This is a genomic window from Micrococcus sp. 63XJN7_6_ISO-PGPR-S23-444, from assembly GCF_058072765.1.
In genome coordinates, this window is sequence record NZ_CM176516.1 from 1,234,736 (window position 1) to 1,260,725 (window position 25,990).

Genomic DNA, 25,990 nt, shown 5'->3' on the forward strand with positions numbered 1-25,990 from the left:
CAGCATCGAGGAAATGAGGACCGCCCGTGGTCACCGCCATCGTCTTGATCAAGACCGACAAATCCAGCATCCCGGAGACCGCCGAGACCCTCGCCGCGCTCGAGGGGGTCGGGTCGGTCTACTCCGTGACCGGCGCGTGGGACCTGGTGGCGATGGTCACGGTGCGCCGCTACGAGGACCTCGCCGACGTGATCGCCGACCACCTCTCCAAGGTCGACGGGATCCAGGACACCGAGACCATGCTGGCCTTCCGGACCTACTCGTCCGAGGACCTCGGCGAGGGATGGGCGCTCGGCTTCGACTCCTGAGCATCCTCTCGACGACGGGCCCCACCTCGCCGGTGAGGGCCCGTGGTCGCACCATCAGGACCGGGAGAAGGCGACCCAGCGGTCCAGGACGTCACGCGCGGCGCCGGAGTCGATCGACTCGGCGGCCCGCGTCATGTTGGCCGCCAGTCGCTCCATCAGCGGAGCGTCCGCGTCGCGGTCCCAGGCCGTCAGGCCCGCGGCCGCGTTGAGGAGGACGGCGTCGCGGATCGGGCCCTTCTCCCCCGCCAGCAGAGCGCGGACGAGGGTCGCGTTGTAGGCGCCGTCCCGCCCGGCCAGAGCCTGGACGGGGGCCAGGTCGATGCCCAGCTCCCGGGGATCGAGCTCGTGGGTGCGCACACCGTCCCGGACCTCCATGACGGTCGACGGCCCCGACGTCGTGATCTTGTCCCGGCCGTCCGCCCCGCGGAAGACGAAGCCGCGCACCCCCCGGTCCGCGAGCACCTGGGCGAGCAGCGGGACCATGGCCTCGCTCGAGCAGCCCAGGGCCTGGGCGGTGACCTGGGCCGGATTGCTCAGCGGGCCGAGGAAGTTGAACACGGTGGGCACGCCGAGCTGCTTGCGCACCGGGGCCACGTACTTCATGGACGGGTGGTAGTTCTGGGCGAAGAGGAACGTGATGCCCACGGCCTCGGCGCACTCCTCGGCCTTCCGGGCCGGCATGGACAGGTCCACACCGAGGGCCTCGATCACGTCGGCCGCGCCGGCCGTGGACGAGGCGCCGCGGTTCCCGTGCTTGACGATCCGCGCGCCCGCGCCGGCGGCCACGAGCGAGGACATCGTGGACAGGTTCACGGTGCCCAGGCGGTCGCCGCCCGTGCCCACGACGTCGAGGGTCTCCCCCGGCACGTGCACCGGGTTCGCCGCCTGCACCATCGCCTCGGTCAGGCCACGCAGCTCCGGCACCGTCACCCCCTTGGCGGCCAGGGCGAGGAGGAATCCGCCCACCTGCCCCTCGGTGGCATCGCCGGCCATCATCTCCCCCATGGCCCACGCGGCGACGTCGTCGCTGAGGTCCTCACCGACGGTGAGGGCGCGGAAGACCTCCGGCCAGGAGGTCCCCAGGACTGCTGCGGTGTTCTCGGGGGTGCTCACGCACTGAGCCTAGCGGCCCGGCCGCACCCGGCACCGCGTCGTGTCATGCGCCGCCCGCCGTGAACCTGGACATCCCCTGGACGCCAGCCCCCGACTGACACTGAAACCCCCCGACGGTGCTGACGACCTGTCCTGCGACACGGTAGGTTCGATTTACCGCCCGGGCGGTGTTTGGGGCCATAATGGCTGGGTGACCACAGCTAACCCCACTCTCCATCAGCCCACCACGGGGCTCCCGAGCCGGCCGAACATGGTGCAGGTCGGGACCATGGTGTGGCTTGCCAGCGAGCTCATGTTCTTCGGTGGGCTCTTCGCCATGTACTTCACCCTTCGCTCCACGTCTCCGGAGCTCTGGGCCGAGCACACCGCGATCCTCAACGTCCCGCTCGCCGCGGTGAACACGACGATCCTGGTGCTCTCCTCCGTCACCGCCCAGTTCGGCGTCCTCGCCGCCGAGCGCCTTCAGCCCCGCCGCACCGGCGGCTTCCTGCAGTTCGGGAAGTGGGGCATGGTCGAGTGGTTCATCCTGACCTTCATCATGGGCTCGATCTTCGTGGCGGTGCAGTCCTACGAGTACGCGGTCCTCGTCTCCGAGGGTGTGACCGTCGCGGCGAACGCGTACGGCTCGGCGTTCTACATCACCACCGGCTTCCACGCCATCCACGTGACCGGTGGCCTGATCGCGTTCCTCTTCATCATCGGCCGCGCCTACATGGCCCGCCGCTTCGGCCACCACGAGGCCACGTCGGCGATCGTCGTGTCCTACTACTGGCACTTCGTGGACGTCGTCTGGATCGCCCTGTTCTTCATCGTCTACTTCCTGAAGTAAGACGACCCCCACTCACCGCACCGACTTCAGGCCAGGGCCGGCAGCATGAGCGGCCCGCCCCGGAAGAGAACGATAGGAAACCCTCGTGAAGGCACTTTCGCAGAACCGACGCCATCCCCTGATGGGGCTGGCGCTCCTCCTGCTGGGACTCCTGGTGACCGGCGGACTGTACTCCGTCGCGAGCACCGTGAACCAGGCGCAGGCGGCCACGCAGGTCACCGCGGCCGCCTCGGCTGATGACATCTCCGAGGGCGAGAAGCTCTTCAACGCGAACTGCGCCTCGTGCCACGGCACGGGTGCCGCGGGGGGTCCCTCCGGCCCGTCCCTGATCGGTGTCGGCGCCGCCTCCGTCGACTTCCAGGTGGGCACCGGCCGCATGCCGATGCAGATGAACGGCCCGCAGGCCCCGGCCAAACCGAACCAGTTCAACGAGGAGCAGACCGCTCAGCTCGCCGCCTACGTCGCCTCCCTCGGCGCCGGCCCGGCCATCCCAGAGGACGAGTACCTGGATGTGAACCACGAGGACGTGGACATCACCCGTGGCGGCGACCTGTTCCGCATCAACTGCGCCATGTGCCACAACGCGGCTGCGGCCGGCGGTGCGCTCACCCGCGGCAAGTACGCCCCGTCTCTGCAGGGCGTGGACGAGAAGCACATCTACGAGGCCATGGAGACCGGCCCGCAGAACATGCCGGTGTTCTCCGACTCGAACATCAAGCCCGAGGACAAGCGCGACATCATCGCCTACCTCAAGACCATCGAGAACCAGGGCTCCCCCGGCGGCCTCACCCTCGGCTCGCTCGGCCCCGTCTCCGAGGGCCTGTTCATCTGGACCGCGGGCCTGGCGCTGATCATCGGCTTCATGGTCTGGCTCACCAGCCGATCCTCCTGATCCCATCGGCGCAGGCGCGCCGACCACCCGTCATCGACATTCATCACTCGAGTAAAGGAAACAGGACATATGGGCGAGAAAGGCTTTGAAGGGACCGAGCACCGCTCGGGTTCCCTCGAGCACGCCGGCGAGGACGCGCCCCGGTACGCGATCGACAACCCGGGCCTGCCTCCGCACCGTCCGCGCCTGGCCGATGAGGATCCGAAGGCCGCGAAGCGCGCCGAGCGTCAGGTCTCGGTCATGTTCCTCATCTCCATCGTGGGCACGGTGCTCTTCTTCATCGGCTACTTCGGTGTGGGGCAGATCGGCAACGGTGAGGCGTTCAGCAAGATCTACCTGCAGAACCTGCTGCTCGGCCTGGGCACCGCCCTCGCCATGTTCGGCATCGGCATCGGCGTGGTGCACTGGGCCAAGACCCTGATGCCGGACCACGAGACCGTGGAGGACCGTCACGAGATCCGCTCGGAGGACGACCGCGTGGCCGCCACCGGGATGATCTCCGAGATCCTGGACGAGTCGCAGATCAAGCGCCGCCCCCTGCTGCGCAACACCCTGATCGGCGCCGCCCTGCTGGCCCCCCTGCCGTTCATCGCCGTGTTCCGCGATCTGGACGACTCGGACAATTTCTCGGACCAGGAGGCTCACAACTTCGGCCCTGAGCGTCTGCGCCACACCATGTGGGCCGAGGGCGTGCGCCTCGTGCGCGACCCCACCGGCTCCCCCATCAAGGCCTCGGACGTCACGCTCGGCTCCGCCGTGCACGTCATCCCCGACGGCCTGAACGACCTGGGCCCTGACAAGCTCAACCAGAAGGCCAAGGCCGTCGTCCTGCTCATGCGCCTCGACCCGGCCAAGGTGAAGATCACCCCGGGTCGCGAGGACTGGAACGTGGACGGGATCTTCGCCTACTCCAAGGTCTGCACGCACGTGGGCTGCCCGATCGCCCTGTACGAGCAGCACACCCACCACCTGCTCTGCCCCTGCCACCAGTCGACCTTCGACCTGACGCAGGAGTGCAAGGTCATCTTCGGCCCGGCCAGCCACGCGCTGCCGCAGCTGCCGATCACCGTGGACGACGAGGGCTACCTCGTGGCCCAGAGCGATTTCCATGAGCCCGTCGGGCCTGTCTACTGGGAGCGTGGCTGACACCTATGAGCACCACCGTGAATGAGTTCCAGCCGGCGACCACGACCGGCCGCATCGCCAACTTCGTCGACACCCGCATGGGCATGTCGCCGATCGTGAAGTTCTTCGGCCGCAAGATCTTCCCGGACCACTGGACGTTCATGTTCGGCGAGGTCGCCCTGTACAGCTTCGTCATCCTGCTGCTGTCCGGCGCGTTCCTCACCCTCTTCTTCGACCCCTCCATGTCGGAGGTCGTCTACGACGGGGCCTACGCCCCGCTGCGCGGCATCGAGATGTCCGCGGCCTACGCCTCGACCCTGGACATCTCGTTCGACGTGCGCGGCGGCCTGTTCATGCGCCAGCTGCACCACTGGGCGGCGCTGATGTTCGTGGCGGCCATGTCCGTCCACATGCTGCGCGTGTTCTTCACCGGCGCGTTCCGTCGCCCGCGTGAGCTGAACTGGCTGGTCGGCTGCTTCCTGCTGATGGCCGGCTGGGCCGCCGGCTTCACCGGCTACTCCCTGCCCGACGAGGTGCTCTCCGGCAACGGCCTGCGCATCATCGACGGCATCCTGAAGTCGCTGCCGCTGGTGGGCACGTACCTCTCCGCCTTCTTCTTCGGCGGCGAGTTCCCCGGCCACTCGGTCATCGGCCGCCTGTACGCCCTGCACATCATGATCGTGCCGGCCGCCATCCTGCTGCTGATCGGCATCCACCTGTTCATGGTCGTCGTGCACAAGCACACCCAGTACCCGGGCCCGGGCCGCACCGAGGACAACGTGGTCGGCTACCCGGTGGGCCCCGTGTACGCGGCCAAGGCCGGCGGCTTCTTCTTCATCGTGTTCGGTGTGCTCGCGCTCATCGCCTCCACGGTGACGATCAACGCCAACTGGAACTACGGCCCGTACGATCCGTCCCCGGTGCAGGCCGGCACCCAGCCCGACTGGTACATCGGCGTGTTCGACGGCGCCCTGCGCCTCATGCCGGGCATGATCGGCGACTACTCCTTCCTCTGGAACATCCCGATGCCGTGGGGCTCCTCGGTGTCCCTGCCCATGGGCGTGCTCGTGCCGCTGATCCCGGTCGGCGTCCTGCTCGTCGGCATGTGCACCTGGCCCTGGATCGAGCGGTGGATCACCAAGGACAACACTGAGCACCACCTGCTCGACCGTCCGCGCAACGCCCCGGCCCGCACGGGCATCGGCGTGGCCGCCGTCGTCTGGTACTGCGTCATGTGGGCGGCCGCGTCCTCGGACCTCATCGCCACCCACTTCCGCCTCTCCCTGAACGACGTGCTGTACGTGCTGCGCGCGCTGTTCTTCCTCGGCCCGGTGATCGCCTTCATCGTCACCCGCCGCATCTGCCTCTCCCTGCAGCGCAAGGACCGTGAGCTCGTGCTCCACGGCCACGAGGCCGGTGTCATCGAGATGTCCCCCGAGGGCGGCTTCCACGAGCGGCACCGTCAGCTCACCGACTACGAGCTGTACCGCCTGGTGTCCTTCGAGGATCGTCGCCCGGTGCCGGCCATCCCCGGCCGCAACGGCAAGGTGGGCATGCTGGAGAAGGCCCGTGCCGGCCTGAACCGCATGTTCTACCAGGATCGCGTCGCCCCGGTCTCCCGCGAGGAGCTGGTGGAGGCCCGCACCCACGGCCAGCACGGCCACGAGGAGCACCCCGTCGAGCTCGAGCACGGCTCGCACGCCCCTCACCTGGATCGCTGATCCCGAGCGGCTGATTCCCTGACGAAGGGCCCCACGCACCATGGTGCGTGGGGCCCTTCGACGTTCCCAGGGTGACCTCGAGGACGCGCTGCCCTGAGCAGCCCCGACGCCGCGGCGCGCATCGGCCCGCATGGACGGCGAAGGGTTCAGGCCCGCCGGTCCCGGGCCACCCCCGTGGGCCTGCCCAGCGTTTCCCGCCAGCCTGGGACGTGCCCGGCCCCTGCTGACGGCCACGTGCCCGGTTCCGGACTCCCAGGTGCCGCGGGCCCGTGCCCGACGGTGTGTCCTGGCGGCGGGGGCTGTCCCGGCAGGGTGGCCATCCGCCACCCCTGGGCCCCGAGATGGACGACGGCCCGGATGCAGGCCACGGCGTCACGGTCAACATGGTGGGCACCGGTGCAGAGCCAAGCCGTACTCCGCTGCACCGATGCACCGATGCACCGATGCACCGATGGTGATGATGAGGCCCATCGCCGCAACCACCGGCCAGCCCTTTCTTCCTGACCGAGGAGCTGTCGACAGTGCGTGGCAGGTGCCCGTGCGGACGCGGCCACGGGCTCTCCGGAGGCCGGGCCGGCCCCGCCCCCTCGGACGGTGCAGAGGGGGCGGAGGGGGCCTCGTCCGGCGCCCACCGAAAGTGTCACCCTCACCTCGCCACGTGGACCGTCACAAGCGACGGCCCTGCTGGCCTGCACCCCGTGCGACTCCCCTGCCCGGTCTCTACGTGACGAGGCTCGTTCCGGCCGCTGAGAGCGGCGTAGGAGTCGCGGGCACGGGCATCAACGGGACGCGCGACGGGACGGCCCATTCAAGTGCCGCCGCGGCACGCAGACGTCGTCATGGGCAGCGCGGTGAGGCGCTCCTGGCGCGCCGCTGACTCTGCGCGGCGGTCGATGCCCGGGCCTACGCAGACCACGAGACAGCGGGACGGGCCACCAGGCGAACCCTTCACCCGGGCACCACGCCTGGCCCCCGAGCGGCGAGTAGGCCGGTCGCCGTGACCGGCCCCGCGGCGCAGGAGCTGGCTGCCCGCGACGGCGCCGTGTCGCTCCGCAGCACACGCGGCATGAAAACGCCGCAGGCCGGACCCCAAGGGGTCCGGCCTGCGGCGTTCGACGACGGTCGGGTCAGTGGGCGTACTTGCCCCGAGAGAACTCGTAGACCCACCCGAAGGTGAAGTAGGCGCCCGCGATGACGCCGATGATGAAGATCCACCAGCCGACGGCCAGACCGGTCACGATGATCGCGCAGGCCAGGCCGAGGCCCAGCGGCCACCAGCTCCAGGGAGCGAAGGTGCCGTAGGTGCCGGCGTAGTCGGCGATCTGGCCGTCCGCATCATCGGCGGGCCCGACGCCGTACTTCCGCTCGGTGACGTTCAGGTACCACGCGATCATCCAGGACATCCCGCCCACGGCGTAGATGGCCGGGATGCCTGCCCACTCGGTCCACTCGACCCAGAACCCGTAGAGGGTGGCGGCTGCGATGAAGAACAGGCCGATGATCCAGAAGATGTTGGCTGCGACCTTCACTGGGCGACCTTCTCTCCGAAGGCCTCAGACGTGTTCTGAGGCGAGTGCGGGAAGAGCTCCGGGTGGTGCAGATCCAGCGCCGGACGCTCGGAGCGGATGCGCGGCAGGGAGTGGAAGTTGTGCCGCGGCGGCGGGCACGAAGTGGTCCACTCGAGCGAGGCGCCGAAGCCCCACGGGTCGTCCACGGTGACCTTCTTGCCATAGCGCGAGGTGATGTAGACGTTCCAGAAGAACGGGATCAGCGACGCGCCGAGAACGAAGGAGAACACCGAGGAGAACGCGTTCATCGCCTGGAAGCTGTCCTCCACCATGTAGTCCGCGTAGCGACGGGGCATGCCGATGACACCGAGCCAGTGCTGGATCAGGAACGTGCCGTGGAAGCCCACGAACAGCATCCAGAACTGGATCTTGCCGAGACGCTCGTTCAGCATCTTGCCGGTGAACTTCGGCCACCAGAAGAAGAAGCCGGCGAACATCGCGAACACCACGGTGCCGAAGACGACGTAGTGGAAGTGCGCCACGACGAAGTACGTGTCGGACACCTGGAAGTCCAGGGGCGGCGACGCCAGGATGACGCCGGTCAGGCCACCGAACAGGAAGGTGACCATGAAGCCGAGCGTCCACAGCATCGGGGTCTCGAAGGTGATCGAACCGCGCCACATGGTGCCGATCCAGTTCACGAACTTCACGCCGGTCGGGACCGCGATGAGCATGGTCATCACGGAGAAGAACGGCAGGAGCACGGCGCCGGTCACGTACATGTGGTGCGCCCACACCGTCACGGAGAGCGCGGCGATCGCCGTCGTCGCGAACACGATGGACTTGTAACCGAAGATCGGCTTGCGGGAGAACACCGGGATGATCTCCGACACGACGCCGAAGAACGGCAGGGCGATGATGTACACCTCGGGGTGGCCGAAGAACCAGAAGAGGTGCTGCCACAGGATGGCGCCGCCGTTCTCCGGGTTGAAGATGTGGCCGCCGAAGCGACGGTCCAGGCCCAGCGCGAAGAGCGCGGCGGCCAGCGGCGGGAACGCCATCATGATCAGGATGCCGGTGATGAGCGTGTTCCACGTGAAGATCGGCATGCGCCACATCGTCATGCCAGGAGCACGCATCGTCAGGATCGTGGTGATGAAGTTGACGCCGCCCATGATCGTGCCGAAGCCCTGGAGGACCAGACCGAACACCCAGAGGTCACCGCCGACGCCCGGCGAGTACGTGGTGTTGGAGAGCGGGGCGTAGGCGAACCAGCCGAACGAGGCCGCACCCTGCGGGGTGAGGAAGCCGGCGGTCGCGATGAGCGAGCCGAACAGGAAGAACCAGAACGCCAGGGCGTTCAGACGCGGGAAGGACACGTCCGGAGCGCCGATCTGCAGCGGCACCAGCACGTTGGCGAAGCCCACGAAGAGCGGGGTCGCGAACATGAGCAGCATGAGCGTGCCGTGCATGGTGAACAGCTGGTTGTACTGCTCCTTCGTCTGCAGGATCTGCATGCCGGGCTCGAAGAGCTCCGCGCGGATCATGAGGGCCATGACGCCGCCGATGCAGAAGAAGATGAAGGACGTGATCAGGTACATGTACCCGAGCACCTTGTGGTCGGTCGTCGTCAGCCAGCTGACGACGATCTTGCCCAGCGAACGGGGCACCACACGAGGCTGCGCCTGTGAGCGCACCTCATCCGTTGCGTACTCGTAAGTGGTCATCAGTGGCTACCTCCACCGCGGGGGGTCTGGAGATCGCGCTCCATCGTCCCGGCGCCGTCAGGGTTGTTGTTGGGGTTGCGGCTGTACTCTTCGCCCACCTGACCCGGCTCCATCTCCTCGAGGCGGTCCACGAACTCGGCCTCGTCCACGACCTCGACGTTGAAGAGCATCTCGGAGTGGTACTCGCCGCACAGCTCGGCGCACTTGCCGTCGTAGCTGCCCAGCTCCTGGGGGGTCAGGTAGAGGTGGTTGGTCTTGCCGGGGATCATGTCGCGCTTCTGGAGGAACTGCGGGATCCAGAAGGAGTGCGCCACGTCGCGGGACTTCAGCTCGAAGTGCACCGGCACGTCGTTCGGCAGGTACAGGACCGGAAGGGTGTCACGCACGCCCTCGGTGCCGTCCAGCTGGGCCTGGATGCCGGAGTAGTGGGCCTCGATGACCTCGCCGTTCTCCTGCTCGTAGGAGTAGTTGAAGTCCCAGGACCACTGCTTGCCGTACACGGTGACGGTCAGCGGCGAGTCGTCCACGGGGCGGTCGACCTCGGTCTGGACGCGGTCGGTGAAGCCCCAGAGGGTGAAGACCGTCAGGATCGGGATGGCCGTGAACATGGTCTCGAGCGGCACGTTGTAGGCCGTCTGCTTCGGGAAGCCCTGGTCGTTCTTGCGGCGGCGGTAGGCCACCATGCACCAGATCATGGCGCCCCAGACGAGCAGGCCGACGACCATGGCCGCGATCCAGGAGTTCACCCACAGGTCGGTGAGCTGGGCGTTGTGGTTGGTGGTGTCCCGGGTGCCGGGGTACCAGCCGCGCTGGACCTCTGCCGAACAGCCGGTCAGCACCAGGAGCGCCGTGGTGCCCACGGCACCGGCGGTCCAGCGGCGGCGAGTCCGACGTCCGGCGTCATTCTGTGCTCTCACAGACGGCCTTCCTCTTCATCTCGTGTGCGAGGGGCGTCCCCGCTCCCCCGGCGATTCGGCGACTTCTCGCAGCGTCCTCGCAGGGAGCACGGGTATGCCCTGATGATTCAGAGCCAGTCTACGCCGAAACGCGCGGATTCTCCGCACCGTGACACGTGCCGATCGTGTCTGGGAGTCGGGTCCGAGCATCCTGGGCACGGTGCCCGGGCACGACGACGGCGGGCCGACCGAGGCCGACCCGCCGGTTCGTGGTCCGAGGCGCTCCGGGCGCCCGCAGATCAGTGGAAGGAGTCGCCGCAGGCGCAGGAGCCGCCCGCGTTGGGGTTGTCGATCGTGAAGCCCTGCTTCGAGATGGTGTCCTCGAAGTCGATGGTCGCGCCCATGAGATAGGGCACGCTCATCTTGTCGACGATCACCTCGACCCCGTCGTAGTCACGGACGGTGTCGCCGTCGAGGACGCGCTCGTCGAAGTAGAGCTGATAGATCAGGCCGGAGCAGCCGCCCGGCTGCACGGCGACGCGCAGCCGCAGGTCCGTGCGACCCTCCTGCTCGAGCAGCGAGCGCACCTTGCCGGCCGCCACGTCGGTCAGCTCGACCTCGTGCGGGGGCAGGCCCTCGGCGTCCTGGGTTGCGCCGATCTCGACGCCGGTCTCCTCTGCGGACAGAGCCATCGTGACCTCCTCAGATCATGGGGCGCGGACGGGGCCGTCACGCGCGTGTGGTCTCCCGGGCAACACTAGCCGCCCACGGGGCATTCCCGGCCCGCCGCACCGACGGGCCGGGCGGCGCTCACGCGGAGAGCCGCGCGAGCCAGAGCGCCTCGGCCACGACGGCCCGCTTGAAGTCGTCGATGTGCAGCGACTCGTTGGCCGAGTGCGCCCGCGTGTCCGGGTCCTCCACGCCCGTGATGAGGAGGGTGGCCTCCGGGAAGACCTCGGCGAGGTCCGCGGTGAACGGGATGGAGCCGCCCATGCCGATCGCCCGGGGCTCGACGCCCCAGGCGTCCTCCAGGGCGGCCATCATCGCGGCCGCGGCGGGGGCCGAGGTGTCCGTCGTGAACGGCTGACCGAACTCCCCCTCGGTGACCGTGATCTCCGCGCCGAGCACCGCCGCGGACTGCGCCTCCAGGTGGGTGCGCAGCGCCTCGAAGGCCTCCGCGGGCTCCATGCCGGGGCCCAGGCGCAGCGAGAACTTCGCGCGCGCCGCGGGCTGGATCGTGTTCGAGGACTCCGCGACCGAGGGCGCGTCGATCCCGATGATGCTCAGCGCGGGAGCGTTCCACAGCCGGTCCGCGACCGGGCCGCGGCCGGCCAGGGTCACCCCGTCCAGCACGCCCGCGTCCGCACGGAAGACGTCCTCGGGGTAGTCCAGGCCCGCGGTCTGCCGCGGCTCGAGGCCGGGCACGGCGACCGCGCCGTCCGCGTCGTGGAGCGTGGCGATCAGCCGCGAGAGCAGGACGACGGCGTCCAGGACCGGCCCGCCGAACATGCCGGAGTGCACGGCGTGGTCGAGCACCCGGACGGTCACCGTGCCGTCCACCAGCCCGCGCAGGGAGGTGGTCAGCGCGGGCTCCCCCACAGCCCAGTTGGACGAGTCCGCGACCACGATCGCGTCGGCGTCGAGGCGCGCCCGGTGCTTCTCCAGGAAGGTGCGGAAGGTGGGCGAGCCGGCCTCCTCCTCGCCCTCGATGAAGACGCGGACGCCGACGCCGGCGTCGGGCAGGACGTCCCGCAGGGCGGCGAGGGCGGCGAGGTGGACCATGATGCCGGCCTTGTCGTCGGCGGCGCCGCGGCCGTACAGCCGCCCGCCGCGCTCGGTGGCCACGAGCGGCGGGGTGTCCCAGAGGTCCTCGTCCCCGATCGGCTGCACGTCATGATGGGCATAAAACAAGACAGTGGGCTTGTCAGAGGTGCCGGGCTTCTCGCCGATCACCGCCGGCCCGCCGGGCCGGTCGTCGTCGCGGATCTCGGACACAATCTCTACATCCTGCAGGCCCGCCTCGCGCAGCAGGCCCGCGACGGCCTCCGCGGACCGCTCGAGCTGGGCGCGGTCCGCGGAGTCCCAGGCGATGCCCGGGATCGCCACGAGGTCGGTGAGGGTCTGGAGGGTCGTCGGGAAACGGGCCTCGACGGCCTCACGGACGGCGGAGACGAGGGCCGCGTCCTGCGGCGCACGGGAGGTGATGTCAGTCATGACGGCCAGCGTAGACGGCGGCCGGGCCGAGGGCCGCGCCTCCGGCCAGGCCGGACGCGCCCCACCACTAGACTGGACGGGTGTTCAAGCGAGACAAGACCCCCGAGACCGCGCCCGCCCCCTCGACTCACGGCTCCTCGGCCGCTCCCGCCGAGGGCGCCGCCGTGGCCGAGGCCGGGCCGCGCGACCGCTCGCAGGGCAAGAAGGGCCCGACTCCACGGCGCCGCGACCAGGAGGCCGCGCGCCGTCGCACCCTGGTCCCCGAAGATCGCAAGGCGGCCCGCAAGGCCGAGCGTCAGGCGATGGCCCAGGAGCGGATGCGCCAGCGCGCCGCGCTGGAGACCGGGGACGAGCGCGGCCTCCCGGCACGCGACAAGGGACCGCAGAAGCGCTGGGTCCGTGACTACGTGGACGCGCGCACCGGCATCGGCGAGTGGCTCATGCCCGTCGTCTTCGCCTACGTCCTGCTCATGTTCATCCCCGGCCGCGAGGCGCAGCTGATCCTGATGATCAGCCTGTACGTCCTCGTGGCCCTCGTGCTCATCGAGAGCTTCCTGGTCAGCCGGCACATCAAGAAGGGCCTGACGGAGCGCTTCGGCACGCCGGAGCCCGGGACCGGCTTCTACGGCATCATGCGGGCCCTGCAGTTCCGCCGCCTGCGTCTGCCCAAGCCCCAGGTCAAGCGGGGCGAGTACCCCGCCTGACACGACACCGCGCCACGGCCCGGACCCCGGTGGGTCCGGGCCGTCGCGGCCCCGGCGAGCAGACCGTCAGCCCCGCAGGGACCGCGCCAGCCCGGCGGTGATCCGGCCGGCCCAGAACGGCCCCTCGTAGAGGAACGCGGTGTAGCCCTGGACGAGGTCCGCGCCCGCGTCGAGCCGGGCCTGGACGTCGTCGGCGTCCGTCACCCCGCCCACGCTGACGACGGCGGTGCCCGTCGGCAGCGCCGTCCGCAGGACCTCCAGCACCCGCCTCGACCGCTCCTGGAGCGGGGCGCCGGACAGGCCGCCCGCGCCCAGGGCGTCCACGTCGGCACGCGGGGTGCGCAGGCCCTCCCGGGAGACGGTCGTGTTGGTCGCGATGACGCCGTCGAGCCCAAGGCGCTCGGCGAGCGCCCCGACGGCGCGCACGTCGTCGTCCGCCAGGTCCGGGGCGATCTTCACGGTCAGCGGCACGCGACGGTCCGGGACCGTACGGTCGGCCTCCTCGCGCACCGCCGTGAGGATCGGCTCCAGCGCGTCGATCTCCTGCAGCTGGCGCAGCCCCGGCGTGTTCGGCGAGGACACGTTGACCGTCAGGTAGTCGGCGTGGGGCGCGAGCAGGCGGGTCGAGGCCCGGTAGTCGTCCGCCGCGTCCTCGAGGGGGACCACCTTGGTCTTGCCGATGTTCACGCCCAGGACCGGCCGGGCCGGGCCGAAGCGGCGCTCCAGTGTCTGCCGGGTCCGCGCCAGGCGGGGGGCGACGGCCGCCGCGCCGTCGTTGTTGAAGCCCATGCGGTTGACCAGCGCCCGGTCGTCCACGAGACGGAACAGTCGCGGTTGCGGGTTGCCGGGCTGCGGCTGCGCCGTGATCGTGCCGACCTCGATGTGGCCGAACCCGAGGTCGGCCAGGGCGGCGGTCCCCCGGCCGTCCTTGTCGAACCCCGCGGCCAGGCCGAAGGGCGTCGGGAACCGCAGGCCCATGACCGTGCGCGCGAGCAGCGGGTCCGGGCGGAAGGCGGCGCGCAGGGCGGCGGACGCCCCGGTGCGCTCGACCAGCCGGATCGCGTCGAAGCCCCGATGGTGCGCCTGCTCCGCGTCCATGCCGCCGAACACGGCACGGAAGAAGGGCGGGTACAGGCGAGGCGCGCGGGAGGTCAGGATGCCGTCGACGGCGGACTTGGGATCAGGCAGCTGCATGCCCCCATCCTCGCACGGGCCTACCGCCCGCCCGGGGTCCTCCTACAGTGGTCGGATGGCCCGTGACCCGCTCCAGCCGCCGCCCCCGGACCCCTCCGCCCCGCACGGCGCACCCGCCGGCGGACCGACGGAGGAGGACACCCGCCCGTTCCTCGACGATCCGCCGGGCCTGGGCTGGGTCCCGGACGGGCTGCCGGGCTTCGAACGATGCACGCTCGGCCTCGACACCGATGAACAAGGACAGAACCTTGTCACAGTGGTGCGTCCGCGCACCGACGCCGCCCGTGACCCGGCCCGGCGACCCATCCTCTCGGTGCACGGCTGGAGCGACTACTTCTACAACGCCCCGCTCGCCCGCGCGTTCGAGGCCGCCGGCTACGCCTTCCACGCCGTCGACCTCCGCCACTACGGCCGCTCGCTGCGCGCGGGACAGACGCCCGGCTGGACGGACGACCTGGCCCGCTACGACGCGGACCTCGAGGCCGCGTTCGAGACCATCGCCCAGGACCACCCGCTGCCGCCCATCCTCATGGGACACTCCACCGGCGGGCTGATCGCCGCGCTGTGGGCGGACCGGAATCCCGGCCGCCTCGCCGCGCTCGTGCTCAACAGCCCGTGGCTGGAGATGCAGGGCAGCGCGGGGGTGCGCCTGCTGGCGAAGTCCATCGTGGGGCCCGTCTCCGCCATGAAGCCCTACGCCATGCTCACACTGCCGCGCATCGACCACTACTGGCGCACCCTCTCGGACCAGGCCGAGGGCGAATGGGACCTGCACCCGCTCTGGCGTCCCCCGCACGCGTTCGAGGTGCCGGCCGCCTGGCTGAGCGCGGTCCTCTCGGGGCACCGGGCCGTGGCCGGGCGGCTCCACGTCACCGTGCCGATCCTCGTGCTCGTCTCCGCGCGCGGGCATCGGGGCACGTCCTACGCCGAGGCGATGCTGACCTCGGACATCGTCCTGGACCCCGACGCCATGGCCCGCCGCTCCCTGCGGCTCGGCGACCGGGTGACCGTCCACCGGCTCCCCGACGCGCTGCACGACGTGTTCGCCTCCCCCGCGTCGGTGCGCGAGGCGGCCGGTGCCGCGACGCTCACGTGGCTGGGGGCCTACGCGCCGCCGTCGGCGTCCGAGGCCGAGTCCGGCGCGCCGGACGACGGCGCCGGCTGAGGGGTGTCCACGGCGCCGCCGTAGCGGCGGTCCCGTCGGGCGTAGGTCTCGACGGCGGCCCACAGGGTCCGCCGGTCGACGTCCGGCCACAGCACGTCCAGGAACAGCAGCTCCGCGTAGGCGGACTGCCACAGCAGATAGTTGGACAGGCGCTGCTCCCCCGAGGTCCGCAGGAACAGGTCCACGTCCGGGACGACGTCGACGTCCTGACCCGTGCGGAAACCGCGGTCGAGGTAGCGGGTGATGACGTCCTCGCTGATCTCCCCCGGCCGCATCCGGCCGGCCCGGACCTCTTCGGCGATCGCCTGGACGCCGTCCAGGATCTCGGCCCGGCTGCCGTAGTTCACGCACATGTGCAGGGTGGTGCCGGTGTTGTGGCGCGTGAGCTCCTCGGCCTCCTGCAGCTCCCGGATCACGGGGGTCCAGAGGCGCGGGGCCCGCCCGTTCCACCGGATCCGCACGTTCCACGAGTGCAGGGTGTCCCGCTGCCGGCGCAGCACGTCCCGGGAGAAGCCCATGAGGAAGCGCACCTCCTCCGCCGAGCGCCGCCAGTTCTCCGTGGAGAACGCATACGCGGACACGTGGCCGATCCCCAGCTCCACCGCCCCGGCGACGACGTCCAGCAGGGCCGCCTCGCCGGCCCGATGGCCCTCGGTGCGGGGCAGGCCGCGCTGGTTGGCCCACCGCCCGTTGCCGTCCATCACGATCGCCACGTGCCGGGGCACGAAACGCGGATCGATCCGCGGGGCGACCGCACCCGAGGGGTGCGGCGGCGGGGGCTGCGGGGCACGGTCGGCGCTCATGGTCTCCTCTCGACGCGCGGGGCGGGGAGGCCGAGGTCCTGGTCCAGGACGGACAGGGACACCAGGCGCCGCTCGGCGTGGAACTGCAGGTACGCCGCCACGATACCGGCCGCCTCTCGGCGGGCGGGGCCCCCGGAGGCGTCCGCGGTGGCCCAGTCCCCCGCTGCAAGGGCCGAGAGCAGATCGAAGGTCTCCGGGGCCGGGTGCGCGGCACCGGGTGGCCTGCACTCCGGGCAGAAGGCCCCGCCGAGGCCCACGTGCAGCGCCGTGTGCGGGCCGGGGGCGCCGCAGCGGGCGCACCGGTCGAAGGTGGGGGCCCAGCCGGCCTGGGCGAGCGCGCGCAGCAGGAACGAGTGCAGGATCAGCCGCGGGTCGTGCGCGCCACGGGCCAGCGCGGCCAGCGCGCCGTGGAACAGGCGGTACTGGGCGCGCCGGCCGTCGTCGTCGACCGCGGGGACCCGCTCGACGGCCTCGGCGAGGGCGCCGGCGACGGTGTAGGCGTCGTAGTCGGCGGCCAGCATCGTCGCGTACGGGTGCAGCAGCTGCGCCTGGCTCACGGTGTGCAGCTCGCCCCGGCCGCGTGCGAGCTGGAGCGTGGAGTGCATGAACGGCTCCACCACCGAGCCCAGCCGGGAGGATGTCTTGCGCACCCCCTTGGCCACGGCCCGGACCAGGCCGTGCTCGGGGGTGAGCGCCTCGACGATGCGATCGGCCTCCCCCAGACGGTGGGTGCGCAGCACGATGGCCTCGGTGCGGAACGAGTTCGCCGCGTAGCCGCCGTGCCGCGCACCCCGCCAAGAGGAGCCGGAGCCGCTCACGCGCGCAGGGCGCGGTTCACCGCGGACACCACGGCCTTCAGCGAGGCGGTGGTGGTGTTGTGGTCCAGGCCGACGCCCCAGAGGACACGGTCGCCCACGGCCGCCTCCACGTAGGCGGCGGCCATGGCCGCGCCGCCCTCGGACAGTGCGTGCTCGGAGTAGTCGAGGACGCGGACGTCCACGCCCTCCTCGCCGAGGATGCGCAGGAACGCGTCGATCGGGCCGTTGCCCTGCGCCGCGCGGGTCTGTGTGACGCCGTCGACCTCGAGCTCGGCCTCCATCCGGAACGCGCCGTCCTCGCCGGAGGCCGAGGAGACCGAGCGGAGCCGGTAGCGGCCCCACTGCGCCTCGGCCGCGTCGGCGGGCAGGTACTCGTCCTGGAACACGCGCCACAGGTCGGCGCCGGAGACCTCGCCGCCCTGGGCGTCGGCCAGATCCTGGATGACGTGGGAGAACTCGATCTGCGCGCGGCGCGGCAGGTCCAGGTTGTGCTCGGACTTGAGCAGGTAGGCGACGCCGCCCTTGCCGGACTGCGAGTTCACGCGGATGACGGCTTCGTACGAGCGGCCGATGTCCTTCGGGTCGATGGGCAGGTACGGCACGGCCCACGGGATGCCGTCCACGTCCGTGCCGGCCGCCTTCGCGTCGACCTCCATGGCCTCGAAGCCCTTCTTGATGGCGTCCTGGTGGGAGCCGGAGAAGGCCGTGAAGACGAGGTCGCCGCCCCACGGCGAGCGCTCGGGCACGGCCAGCTGGTTGCAGTACTCGACCGTGCGCTTGATGTGGTCCATGTCGGAGAAGTCGATCATGGGGTCGACGCCCTGCGAGTACAGGTTCATGCCCAGCGTCACCAGGTCGACGTTGCCGGTGCGCTCGCCGTTGCCGAACAGGCACCCCTCGATGCGGTCCGCCCCGGCCAGGTAGCCCAGCTCGGCGGCGGCCACGCCCGTGCCGCGGTCGTTGTGCGGGTGCAGGGAGAGGAGGAGCGAGTCGCGGTGCTCCAGGTTGCGGTGCATCCACTCGATCGAGTCGGCGTACACGTTCGGGGTAGACATCTCCACCGTCGCCGGCAGGTTCAGGATCATCTTGCGGTCGGTGGAGGCCTCCAGGACCGTGGCCACCTCGTCCGAGATGCGCCGGGCGAACTCGAGCTCGGTGCCCGTGTAGGACTCGGGCGAGTACTCGTAGGTGATCTGCGTGCCCTTGAGCTGCTCCTCGAACTTCTTCACCAGGCGCGCGCCGGAGGTCGCGATGTCCACGATCCCGTCCTCGTCCTGCCGGAACACCACGCGGCGCTGCAGCACCGACGTCGAGTTGTACAGGTGCACGATGGCCCGGTCGGCGCCCTCGAGCGCCTCGAAGGTGCGCTCGATCAGGTGCTCACGGGACTGCGTGAGGACCTGGATGGTGACGTCGTCCGGGATGTGGTCGCCCTCGATGAGCTGGCGGACGAAGTCGTAGTCGGTCTGCGAGGCGGAGGGGAAGCCGACCTCGATCTCCTTGAAGCCCATGCCGACGAGCAGCTGGAACATGCGCAACTTGCGCTCGGGGCCCATGGGGTCGATCAGGGCCTGGTTGCCGTCGCGCAGGTCCACGGCGCACCACAGCGGCGCCTTCTCGATGACCTTGTCCGGCCAGGTGCGGTCCGGCAGGGCGACCTCGATCTGGTCCTGGAACGGGACGTACTTGTGGAACTTCATCCCCGACGACTTCTGCAGGTGGGCGCTCATGCGTGTTCTCCCTCGACGTGCGCGCGGCGGGCGCGCGAAAGGTGGGTGGTCGGTGGCCGGACCGGGAGGTCAGGGGCTCCGCACGGGGTGTCCGGTCCGGTGGGAGGCGTCCTGCCTCCGCATGCGCTCAGGCGGCGTGGATCACGGCCTGGCACGGGGACCCCGTGCGGCCGGGAAGTAGCAGGCGGGCCGTGGCCGGCGCTGTCGTCGCGAGGCGGAGGGACATGCCCCCGACCCTAGCACCGAGGTGGGCCGGGCCACAGGAGGCCGTCCCCGTGTGACGCACGACGACGGCGGCCCGCTCCGGCGCGTGCGCGCCCGGGCCGGGGCCTCCGGCTCAGAAGCCGAGTCGGCCGAGCTGTTTGGGGTCGCGCTGCCACTCCTTGGCGACCTTGACCCGCAGGTCCAGGTGCACCTTGGTGCCGAGCATGCGCTCGATGCCCGCCCGCGCCTGCGCGCCGATCTCACGCAGCCGGGAGCCGCCCTTGCCGATGATGATGCCCTTCTGGCTGTCCCGCTCGACGAAGACGTTCGCCCACACGTCCATGAGGGGCCGATCCGCGGGGCGGTCCTCGCGCAGGGACATCTCCTCGACCACCACGGCCACCGAGTGCGGCAGCTCGTCGCGCACTCCCTCCAGGGCCGCCTCCCGGATGAGCTCGGCGACCATGACCGCCTCCGGCTCGTCCGTGAGCTCGCCGTCGGGGTACAGGGGCGGCCCGGCCGGCAGCAGGCCCGCGAAGACGCCCAGGACGTCGTCGACCTGGTGGCCGGCCACCGCCGAGACCGGCACGACGGCCGCGAAGCCCTCCCCGCCGTTCTCCGGCCCGAGGACCTCGTCGCCCAGCGCGGTCACGGCCACGAGCTGCGCCATGAGCTGCTCCGGGCCCACCTTGTCCGTCTTGGTGACCACGGCGACCACCGGGGTGCGGTGCAGGTACGAGAGCTGCTGGGCGATGAACCGGTCGCCGGGGCCGATCGCCTCGTCGGCCGGCAGGCACATGCCCACGGCGTCGACCTCGTTGAGCGTCTCCGCCACGAGGTCGTTGAGGCGCTCGCCGAGCAGGGTGCGGGGCCGGTGCAGGCCCGGGGTGTCCACGAGCACGAGCTGGAAGTCCTCGCGGTGGACGATCCCGCGGATGGTGTGGCGCGTGGTCTGGGGCTTGGAGGAGGTGATCGCCACCTTCTCCCCCACCAGCGCGTTGGTGAGCGTGGACTTGCCGGCGTTCGGCCGGCCCACGAGCGAGACGAAGCCGGAACGGAAGCCGTCCGCGGCGCGGGCCGGATCGACGAGATCGGTCATGGGGTCATCCTTGTCAGGCGGGGCGTGGGGTGGGGCGGCCGGCTCAGGCCTCGGGGTCGGCGGGCTCGGCGCCGTGGGCCTGCTCCTCGCGCCGGCGCAGCCGCACCGGGCGGTCGGGGGTCTCGGAGACGCGCAGGCGCGCGACCCGGTTGCGGCGGGGCTCGAGGGTGTCCGCGACGAGCTCGATCCCCTGGACCACGACGCGCGAGCCCTGGATCGGGACGCGGCCGAGCTCCTTGGCGAGGAGGCCGCCGACCGTGTCGACGTCGTCGTCCTCGTCCTCCTCCGGCAGCTCGAACTCCTCGCGGAAGTCGTGGATGCCCATGCGCGCGTCGACGGAGTAGACGCCGGGCGCGACGAACTCCACCTCGGGGCGGTCCGGGTGGTCGTCCTCGTCGTAGATCTCGCCGACGATCTCCTCAATGAGATCCTCGAGCGTCACGAGCCCCGCCGTGCCGCCGTACTCATCCACCACCACGGCGACGTGGGTGGAGTCGCGCTGCAGCTCCTGCAGGAGGGTCGCCACGGACTTCGACTCGGGGACGAAGCGGACGTCGCGCATGACCTCGGTGACGGGGGTGTCGGTCGCAGCGCCGTCGTGGTGCAGGGCGCGGGTGACGTCCTTGAGGTGCAGCATGCCCCGGATGTCGTCGGCGTCCTCGCCGATCACCGGGATGCGGGAGTTGCCGGAGCGCAGGAACAGGGCCATGGCCTGGCCGAGCGTGTGGTCCGCGTCGATCGTGACGACGTCGGTGCGCGGCACCATGACGGAGCGGACGATGGTGTCGTTCATGGAGAACACCGACTGGATCAGCTCCGCCTCGGAGTCGGCGAGCACGTCCGCGTCGTGGGCGCGGGCGACGAACTCGCGCAGGTGGCGCTCCTGGAAGTCGTCCTCGTCCTCCGGCTCGACCTCGCGACGGCGCCGGTCCCGGTCCAGGCGGGCGGCGAGCGGGCCCAGGGCTCGGCGGAGCACCCACACCAGACCGCCGAGGCGGCGGGCGACGGCGGCCTCGTTGCGGGAGCCGATCGGCCGCGGACTCCAGACGCCCAGCAGGGCGGCCACGCCCACGAGCACGACCGCGGCGATCGCCACGGCGAGCCACGTGTCGTCCACCACCGCGTCGGCGGCCGCGGTCAGGCAGACGGCCGACAGGGCCTCGGCCACGAACCGCCAGACCCGGAGGGCCCCGAGGTGGCTCTCCCGCTCGCGGGCGATCTCCAGTGCCTTGGAGCCGGGCTGCTCGCGGACGATGTCCTCCGCGTCCCGCCGGGAGAGGTAGGAGAACGCGGACTCGGCCAGGGACAGCGTCCAGGTCAGGCCAAGGAAGACCAGGAAGAGGGCGAAGAGGAGGGTGGGCGTCAGCATGGGCGGTGCCTCAGTCCTCGACGGTGGGGGCCGGGGCCGGACGGCCGAGGACCTCGGACACGAGCCGGTCCTGGAGGCCGAACATCTCCTCGCGGTCGGCGTCCTCGAGATGGTCGTACCCGAGCAGGTGGAGCATGCCGTGGGTGAGCAGCAGGAGCAGCTCGTCGTCACGGGAGTGCCCGCCGCGCGCCGCCTGCTCGGCGGCGACCTCGGGGCAGAGCACGACGTCGCCGAGCACGCCCTCGGCCGGCGCCTCGGGCGAGCCGGGGGTCAGCTCGTCCATGGGCAGGCTCATCACGTCGGTGGGCCCGGGCAGGTCCATCCACTCCTCGTGCAGCTCGGCCATGCGTGCGGCGTCCACGACGGTCACGGCCGTCTCGGCGCGCTCGTGGACGTGCAGGCGCGCGTACACGTGCCGGGCCATGCGCAGCAGCGCGTCCTCGGGGACCTCGAGCCCCGACTCGTTCAGGATCTCAACGGCCACGGCGGGCCCCTCCTCGCTTCTGGGACCGCTCCGCGGGGCCGCGGGCGGCGTCGTAGGCGTCCACGATGGCGCTCACCAGCGAGTGCCGGACCACGTCCGAGGAGTCGAAGCGGACCATCTCCAGTCCCTCGATCCCCTCGAGCACCTCGACGGCCTGGGCCAGGCCGGACTGGGTGCCGCGCGGCAGGTCCACCTGCGAGGTGTCGCCCGTGACGACCATGCGCGCACCGAAGCCGAGGCGGGTCAGGAACATCTTCATCTGCTCGCCGGTGGTGTTCTGGGCCTCGTCGAGGATCACGAACGCGTCGTTCAGGGTGCGGCCGCGCATGTACGCCAGCGGGGCGACCTCGATGGTCCCGGCCTCCATCAGCCGCGGGATCGACTCGGGCTCGATCATGTCGTGCAGCGCGTCGTACAGGGGGCGCAGGTACGGGTCGATCTTCTCGGAGAGCCCGCCGGGCAGGAACCCGAGCCGCTCGCCGGCCTCGACGGCCGGGCGGGTGAGGATGATCCGGTTGACCTCCTTGGCCTGCAGCGCCTGCACCGCCTTGGCCATGGCCAGGTAGGTCTTGCCGGTGCCGGCCGGGCCGATGCCGAAGACGACGGTGGAGCGGTCGATCGCCTCCACGTAGTCCTGCTGGTGCAGGGTCTTCGCGCGGATGCGGCGGCCCCGGCCCGAGAGGATCGAGTCCAGGTGCAGCTGACCCGCGCCGCGCCCGGTGGCGGCATCGCGGACGTGGTGGACGACCTGGCCCATCACCTCGGGGGTGACGGCCTGGTCGCGGCGGGCGATCGAGCGCAGGTCCTCGACGACGCGCCGCACCGAGGCCACGTCGGCCACCGGCCCGGCCAGGTCCAGCCGCTGGTCGCGGACCGTGACGTCCACGGTGGGGAACACGCCGCCGAGGATCCGCAACAGGGCGTCCTGCGGTCCGAGCGTGCGGACCATGAGGTCGGCGGTCTCGAACGCGACCCCCTCGTGCGCGGTGGCGGGCGGGGTCGGGGTCGTGGGGGGCACGGTCACGATGGGGCGGATCACCTCGGGGTCGTGGGGGCGGGACGTCCCGTCCAGTCTAGGCGTCGGCGCGTCGTCCTGCCGGGGCTCACCAGCGGCCGAGCCGGTGCTGGAGCACGGCGAGGGCGGCGGGGCCGGCCGTGGAGGCGCGCAGCACGTGCGGGCCGAGCCGCACCGGCACGGCCCCCGCGGCCACGCAGGCCTCGAGCTCGGCCGGGCCGATCCCGCCCTCGGGGCCCACGACGACGGCGATCTCGGCGGCCGCGGAGAGCCGCTCCGCGGGCACCGCGGACACCCCGTGCTCCGCGTCCTCGTGCAGCACGAGGACGAGCCGGCCGCCGTCGTCGTCCCGGACCAGCCCGGCGACCGCCGTCCCGGAGACGTGGTCCCGGACCGCGGGCACCCGGGCGCGACGCGCCTGCTTGGCGGCCGCGCGGGCCGTGTCCGCCCACTTCTGGCGGGCCTTGGCGGCCTTGGGACCCTTCCAGCGGACGATCGAGCGCTCGGCCTCCCAGGGCACCACGGCGTCCACGCCGAGCTCGACGGCGGCCTGGACCGCCATGAGATCCCGGTCGCCCTTGGCGAGGGCCTGGACGAGCACGAGCGCCGGGGTGGGCGCCGGCTCCTCCGCCACCGTGTCCAGCCGCACGGTCACCGCGTCCGGGGCGGCCGCGAGCACGGTGCCGTGGCCGAGCGTGCCCGACCCGTCGGCCAGGAGCACGGCCTCCCCGGGGGCCAGGCGCATGGCCGCGGCGGCGTGCCGGGCCTCGGTACCGCCGAAGACGACCTCCGCGCCCGCGCTCGCGCCGGCCAGGGCGCCCGGCTCGAGGTGGAACAGGGGGGCGGTCACAGGTTCCTCAGGTTCTCCCGCAGCCGGGCGAACATGCCCTTGGCCTGGGGCGCGCCGTGCACGACCTCCTCGCCGCGCACCTCGGCCAGGCGCTCCAGGAGCTGGCGCTGCTCGTCGTCCAGATCGGTGGGCGTGGTGACCACCACGTCCACCTTGAGGTCGCCGCGGCCCTGCCCGCGCAGGCGGCCGACGCCCAGGCCGTGGAGGACCTCGACGTGGCCGGACTGCACGCCCGGGTCCAGGCTGACGGACTGCTTGCCGTCCAGGGTGTCCAGCGTGACGGTGGTGCCCAGGGCCGCGGCGGCCATGGGGACGGTCACGGTGGTGGCCAGGTGGTCGCCCTCGCGGCGGAAGGTCTCGTCCGGGCGGACCGCGATCTCCACGTAGAGGTCCCCGTTCGGGCCGCCGCCCGGGCCGGCCTCGCCGCGGCCGGCGAGGTGGATGCGGGTGCCGTCGTCCACGCCCGCGGGGATGCGCAGGGTCAGCGGCGTCCGGGTGCGGACGCGGCCCTGCCCGTCGCACTCGTGGCAGGGCGTCGGGATGACGGTGCCGAACCCCTGGCAGGCGGGGCAGGCCTCGGTGGCCATGACGGTGCCCAGCAGCGACCGCACGGGGCGCTGGATCATGCCGTGGCCGTGGCAGGTCTGGCAGGTCTCCGGCTGGGTGCCGGGCTCGCAGCACGAGCCCTCGCACCGATCGCAGCGCACGGCCGTGTCCAGCTCGATCGTCTGCTCGCCGCCGAAGACGGCGTCGCGCAGGTCGATCCGCGCGGTCACCAGGGCGTCCTGGCCGCGGCGGGCGCGGCTGGCGGGGCCGCCGCGGCCGCCCTGGCCGGCGGCGTTCATGAAGGTCTCGAAGATGTCGGCGAAGCCCCCGAAGCCGCCCGCCCCGCCGAAGCCGCCCGGGAAGCCGGCCTGGCCGTTCTCGTTGCCCGTCGTGTCGTAGGCCCGGCGCCGGCCCTCGTCCGAGAGCACCTCGTAGGCGTGGGAGATGCGCTTGAACTGCTCGGCCGCCTCCGGGTCGGGGTTGACGTCCGGGTGGTGGGTGCGCGCGAGCTTGCGGTAGGCGCGGCGGATCTCCTCGGTGCTGGCGTCACGGCTGACGCCGAGCGTCTCGTAGTGGTCGGTCACGGTGGGGATTCCTCTCGGGGAGAGCGGGACGTGGGGCGATGCGGGACGGGGCCCGCCAGGACACGCGGAGGCGCGTCAGGTGGTCAGGATGCGGGAGAGATAGCGGGCGATCGCCCGGACGGCGGCCATGGTGCCCGGGTAGTCCATCCGGGTCGGACCGATGACGCCGACCTTCGCCACGGCGCCGGGGCCGTAGGCGGCCGCGACCACCGAGGTGTCCGCGAGCGATCCGGCGTTCTCGGAGCCGATCCGCACGGACACCCCGTGGGCGTCCTGCTCCATCTCCGTGAGCAGGCGCAGCAGCACCACCTGCTCCTCGAGCGCCTCCAGGATCGGCCCGATGGACGCGCCGAAGTCCCCCGGGGAGCGGGCCAGGTTGGCGGTGCCGGCCAGCACGATGCGGTCCTGCCGGCCGGCCTCGAGCAGGTCGTGGACGGCCGCGGCCACGAGGGCGGCGGACTGCCGGTGCTCCGGGCGGACCCGGGTGACGACGTCGTCCACCACGGTGGCCGCCTGCACCGGACCGAGCCCCAGCAGGGCGTCCAGCAGGAGGCCGCGGAGCACGGACAGCTCCGCCTCGTCGACCGGACGGTCCAGCACGGCGTGCCGCTGGTCCACCCGTCCCGTGGACAGGATGAGGACCACGAGCACGCGCGTGGGCGCGAGGGAGACCAGTTCGAGGTGGCGGATCGTGGAGCCGTCCTCGTGGGGGAACTGCGCGACGGCGACCTGCTGGGTCAGCTGGGCCAGGAGGCGCACCGTGGACTCCATCATGTGCTCGGTGTCCGTCTCCGGGTCCAGCAGGGTCCGCACGGCCCGGCGCTCGGCCGGGGACAGCGGCTTCACCTCGGAGAGGCGGTCGACGAACACGCGGTAGCCCTTGTCCGTGGGGACGCGCCCGGCGGAGGTGTGCGGGGCCACGATGAGGCCCTCCTCCTCGAGCGCAGCCATGTCGTTGCGCACGGTCGCGGAGGACACGCCCAGGGCGTGCCGTTCCACGAGCGCCTTGGAGCCCACGGGCTCGCGCAGCGCCACGTAGTCCTCCACGATCGCCTGGAGCACCTGCAGGCGGCGGGGCTGCTCCGACATCTC

The 25,990-nt window shown here is 71.5% G+C and carries 24 protein-coding genes; 7 read left to right on the forward strand and 17 right to left on the reverse strand.

The window, feature by feature from the left end; genetic code table 11:
- Nucleotides 1-26: 26 nt before the first annotated feature.
- Nucleotides 27-308 (forward strand): Lrp/AsnC family transcriptional regulator, encoded by a 282-nt coding sequence (locus tag AC3RJ9_RS05730; protein WP_123243830.1) that lies wholly within the window; start codon nucleotides 27-29, stop codon nucleotides 306-308.
- Between the two features lie 54 nt (nucleotides 309-362).
- On the opposite strand, the gene trpD is transcribed toward AC3RJ9_RS05730, so the two are convergent.
- Nucleotides 363-1,421, reverse strand: coding sequence for an anthranilate phosphoribosyltransferase (gene trpD / locus AC3RJ9_RS05735; protein WP_123243829.1), 1,059 nt, complete (start codon nucleotides 1,419-1,421; stop codon nucleotides 363-365).
- A gap of 190 nt (nucleotides 1,422-1,611) precedes the next feature.
- Here trpD and ctaE point away from each other — a divergent pair, with 190 nt between their 5' ends.
- The 4 genes from ctaE (at nucleotide 1,612) to qcrB (ending at nucleotide 5,988) form a co-directional block, all read left to right on the forward strand.
- Complete coding sequence (gene ctaE / locus AC3RJ9_RS05740) at nucleotides 1,612-2,250, forward strand: aa3-type cytochrome oxidase subunit III (RefSeq protein ID WP_428842618.1); 639 nt, start codon at nucleotides 1,612-1,614, stop codon at nucleotides 2,248-2,250.
- Between the two features lie 85 nt (nucleotides 2,251-2,335).
- Nucleotides 2,336-3,142, forward strand: coding sequence for a cytochrome bc1 complex diheme cytochrome c subunit (gene qcrC, locus AC3RJ9_RS05745; RefSeq protein WP_123243828.1), 807 nt, complete (start codon nucleotides 2,336-2,338; stop codon nucleotides 3,140-3,142).
- 69 nt (nucleotides 3,143-3,211) lie between these two features.
- On the forward strand, nucleotides 3,212-4,288 hold the full coding sequence (gene qcrA / locus AC3RJ9_RS05750; protein ID WP_069941590.1) for a cytochrome bc1 complex Rieske iron-sulfur subunit: 1,077 nt from the start codon (nucleotides 3,212-3,214) through the stop codon (nucleotides 4,286-4,288).
- Nucleotides 4,289-4,293: 5 nt separating this feature from the next.
- A complete protein-coding gene (gene qcrB / locus AC3RJ9_RS05755; RefSeq protein ID WP_069941591.1) occupies nucleotides 4,294-5,988 on the forward strand; it encodes a cytochrome bc1 complex cytochrome b subunit in 1,695 nt (564 codons plus the stop codon).
- A 1,127-nt stretch (nucleotides 5,989-7,115) separates the two neighbouring features.
- Here the strand turns inward: qcrB and AC3RJ9_RS05760 are convergent.
- From AC3RJ9_RS05760 to AC3RJ9_RS05780, 5 genes are all read right to left on the reverse strand, one after another.
- The gene (locus AC3RJ9_RS05760) at nucleotides 7,116-7,517 is read right to left on the reverse strand and encodes a cytochrome c oxidase subunit 4 (RefSeq protein ID WP_036315109.1); all 402 of its coding nucleotides are present in this window, start codon (nucleotides 7,515-7,517) and stop codon (nucleotides 7,116-7,118) included.
- Complete coding sequence (gene ctaD, locus AC3RJ9_RS05765) at nucleotides 7,514-9,223, reverse strand: aa3-type cytochrome oxidase subunit I (protein ID WP_095346459.1); 1,710 nt, start codon at nucleotides 9,221-9,223, stop codon at nucleotides 7,514-7,516. The genes AC3RJ9_RS05760 and ctaD overlap by 4 nt, the downstream gene beginning before the upstream one ends.
- Nucleotides 9,223-10,140 (reverse strand): aa3-type cytochrome oxidase subunit II, encoded by a 918-nt coding sequence (gene ctaC, locus AC3RJ9_RS05770; protein WP_370448943.1) that lies wholly within the window; start codon nucleotides 10,138-10,140, stop codon nucleotides 9,223-9,225. The genes ctaD and ctaC overlap by 1 nt, the downstream gene beginning before the upstream one ends.
- Nucleotides 10,141-10,418: 278 nt before the next feature.
- Complete coding sequence (gene erpA, locus AC3RJ9_RS05775) at nucleotides 10,419-10,811, reverse strand: iron-sulfur cluster insertion protein ErpA (RefSeq protein WP_002854644.1); 393 nt, start codon at nucleotides 10,809-10,811, stop codon at nucleotides 10,419-10,421.
- Nucleotides 10,812-10,929: 118 nt separating this feature from the next.
- A complete protein-coding gene (locus AC3RJ9_RS05780; RefSeq protein WP_095346463.1) occupies nucleotides 10,930-12,333 on the reverse strand; it encodes a dipeptidase in 1,404 nt (467 codons plus the stop codon).
- Between the two features lie 80 nt (nucleotides 12,334-12,413).
- Here AC3RJ9_RS05780 and AC3RJ9_RS05785 point away from each other — a divergent pair, with 80 nt between their 5' ends.
- Nucleotides 12,414-13,037, forward strand: a complete 624-nt coding sequence (locus tag AC3RJ9_RS05785; RefSeq protein WP_078025459.1) for a DUF3043 domain-containing protein — start codon at nucleotides 12,414-12,416, stop codon at nucleotides 13,035-13,037.
- A gap of 66 nt (nucleotides 13,038-13,103) precedes the next feature.
- On the opposite strand, the gene AC3RJ9_RS05790 is transcribed toward AC3RJ9_RS05785, so the two are convergent.
- Entirely contained in the window at nucleotides 13,104-14,231 is a 1,128-nt protein-coding gene (locus AC3RJ9_RS05790; RefSeq protein WP_123243827.1) for a quinone-dependent dihydroorotate dehydrogenase, read from the reverse strand.
- Between the two features lie 55 nt (nucleotides 14,232-14,286).
- Here AC3RJ9_RS05790 and AC3RJ9_RS05795 point away from each other — a divergent pair, with 55 nt between their 5' ends.
- Nucleotides 14,287-15,396, forward strand: a complete 1,110-nt coding sequence (locus AC3RJ9_RS05795) for an alpha/beta hydrolase (protein ID WP_206495813.1) — start codon at nucleotides 14,287-14,289, stop codon at nucleotides 15,394-15,396.
- On the opposite strand, the gene AC3RJ9_RS05800 is transcribed toward AC3RJ9_RS05795, so the two are convergent.
- From AC3RJ9_RS05800 to hrcA, 10 genes are all read right to left on the reverse strand, one after another.
- Nucleotides 15,336-16,199, reverse strand: coding sequence for an isoprenyl transferase (locus tag AC3RJ9_RS05800; RefSeq protein WP_049161858.1), 864 nt, complete (start codon nucleotides 16,197-16,199; stop codon nucleotides 15,336-15,338). The genes AC3RJ9_RS05795 and AC3RJ9_RS05800 overlap by 61 nt on opposite strands.
- Nucleotides 16,196-17,017 carry a DNA repair protein RecO gene (gene recO, locus AC3RJ9_RS05805; RefSeq protein WP_206495814.1) on the reverse strand — a complete coding sequence of 274 codons (822 nt, stop codon included), beginning with the start codon at nucleotides 17,015-17,017 and terminating at the stop codon, nucleotides 16,196-16,198. The genes AC3RJ9_RS05800 and recO overlap by 4 nt, the downstream gene beginning before the upstream one ends.
- Nucleotides 17,014-18,747, reverse strand: a complete 1,734-nt coding sequence (gene leuA / locus AC3RJ9_RS05810; RefSeq protein ID WP_206495815.1) for a 2-isopropylmalate synthase — start codon at nucleotides 18,745-18,747, stop codon at nucleotides 17,014-17,016. The genes recO and leuA overlap by 4 nt, the downstream gene beginning before the upstream one ends.
- Before the next feature lie 337 nt (nucleotides 18,748-19,084).
- The gene (gene era, locus AC3RJ9_RS05815) at nucleotides 19,085-20,050 is read right to left on the reverse strand and encodes a GTPase Era (protein ID WP_095346471.1); all 966 of its coding nucleotides are present in this window, start codon (nucleotides 20,048-20,050) and stop codon (nucleotides 19,085-19,087) included.
- A 43-nt stretch (nucleotides 20,051-20,093) separates the two neighbouring features.
- On the reverse strand, nucleotides 20,094-21,419 hold the full coding sequence (locus AC3RJ9_RS05820) for a hemolysin family protein (protein ID WP_095346473.1): 1,326 nt from the start codon (nucleotides 21,417-21,419) through the stop codon (nucleotides 20,094-20,096).
- A gap of 10 nt (nucleotides 21,420-21,429) precedes the next feature.
- Nucleotides 21,430-21,903: an rRNA maturation RNase YbeY gene (ybeY, locus tag AC3RJ9_RS05825; protein ID WP_206495816.1), complete on the reverse strand. Its 474-nt coding sequence runs from the start codon at nucleotides 21,901-21,903 to the stop codon at nucleotides 21,430-21,432.
- Complete coding sequence (locus AC3RJ9_RS05830; RefSeq protein ID WP_230278170.1) at nucleotides 21,893-22,930, reverse strand: PhoH family protein; 1,038 nt, start codon at nucleotides 22,928-22,930, stop codon at nucleotides 21,893-21,895. The genes ybeY and AC3RJ9_RS05830 overlap by 11 nt, the downstream gene beginning before the upstream one ends.
- A gap of 76 nt (nucleotides 22,931-23,006) precedes the next feature.
- Complete coding sequence (locus AC3RJ9_RS05835; protein ID WP_136939983.1) at nucleotides 23,007-23,768, reverse strand: 16S rRNA (uracil(1498)-N(3))-methyltransferase; 762 nt, start codon at nucleotides 23,766-23,768, stop codon at nucleotides 23,007-23,009.
- A complete protein-coding gene (gene dnaJ / locus AC3RJ9_RS05840; RefSeq protein ID WP_036380884.1) occupies nucleotides 23,765-24,898 on the reverse strand; it encodes a molecular chaperone DnaJ in 1,134 nt (377 codons plus the stop codon). Before dnaJ ends, AC3RJ9_RS05835 begins: the two co-directional genes overlap by 4 nt.
- Nucleotides 24,899-24,973: 75 nt before the next feature.
- The gene (hrcA, locus tag AC3RJ9_RS05845; protein WP_036317200.1) at nucleotides 24,974-25,987 is read right to left on the reverse strand and encodes a heat-inducible transcriptional repressor HrcA; all 1,014 of its coding nucleotides are present in this window, start codon (nucleotides 25,985-25,987) and stop codon (nucleotides 24,974-24,976) included.
- Nucleotides 25,988-25,990: the final 3 nt, after the last annotated feature.

Coding starts and splice junctions, on each gene's coding strand:
- qcrA (WP_069941590.1), top strand. CDS start 3,212: ATGGGCGAGAAAGGCTTTGAAGGGACCGAGCACCGCTCGGGTTCCCTC.
- qcrB (WP_069941591.1), top strand. CDS start 4,294: ATGAGCACCACCGTGAATGAGTTCCAGCCGGCGACCACGACCGGCCGC.
- ctaD (WP_095346459.1), bottom strand. CDS start 9,223: ATGACCACTTACGAGTACGCAACGGATGAGGTGCGCTCACAGGCGCAG.
- erpA (WP_002854644.1), bottom strand. CDS start 10,811: ATGGCTCTGTCCGCAGAGGAGACCGGCGTCGAGATCGGCGCAACCCAG.
- AC3RJ9_RS05780 (WP_095346463.1), bottom strand. CDS start 12,333: ATGACTGACATCACCTCCCGTGCGCCGCAGGACGCGGCCCTCGTCTCC.
- AC3RJ9_RS05790 (WP_123243827.1), bottom strand. CDS start 14,231: ATGCAGCTGCCTGATCCCAAGTCCGCCGTCGACGGCATCCTGACCTCC.
- AC3RJ9_RS05795 (WP_206495813.1), top strand. CDS start 14,287: ATGGCCCGTGACCCGCTCCAGCCGCCGCCCCCGGACCCCTCCGCCCCG.
- AC3RJ9_RS05800 (WP_049161858.1), bottom strand. CDS start 16,199: ATGAGCGCCGACCGTGCCCCGCAGCCCCCGCCGCCGCACCCCTCGGGT.
- leuA (WP_206495815.1), bottom strand. CDS start 18,747: ATGAGCGCCCACCTGCAGAAGTCGTCGGGGATGAAGTTCCACAAGTAC.
- era (WP_095346471.1), bottom strand. CDS start 20,050: ATGACCGATCTCGTCGATCCGGCCCGCGCCGCGGACGGCTTCCGTTCC.
- AC3RJ9_RS05820 (WP_095346473.1), bottom strand. CDS start 21,419: ATGCTGACGCCCACCCTCCTCTTCGCCCTCTTCCTGGTCTTCCTTGGC.
- hrcA (WP_036317200.1), bottom strand. CDS start 25,987: ATGTCGGAGCAGCCCCGCCGCCTGCAGGTGCTCCAGGCGATCGTGGAG.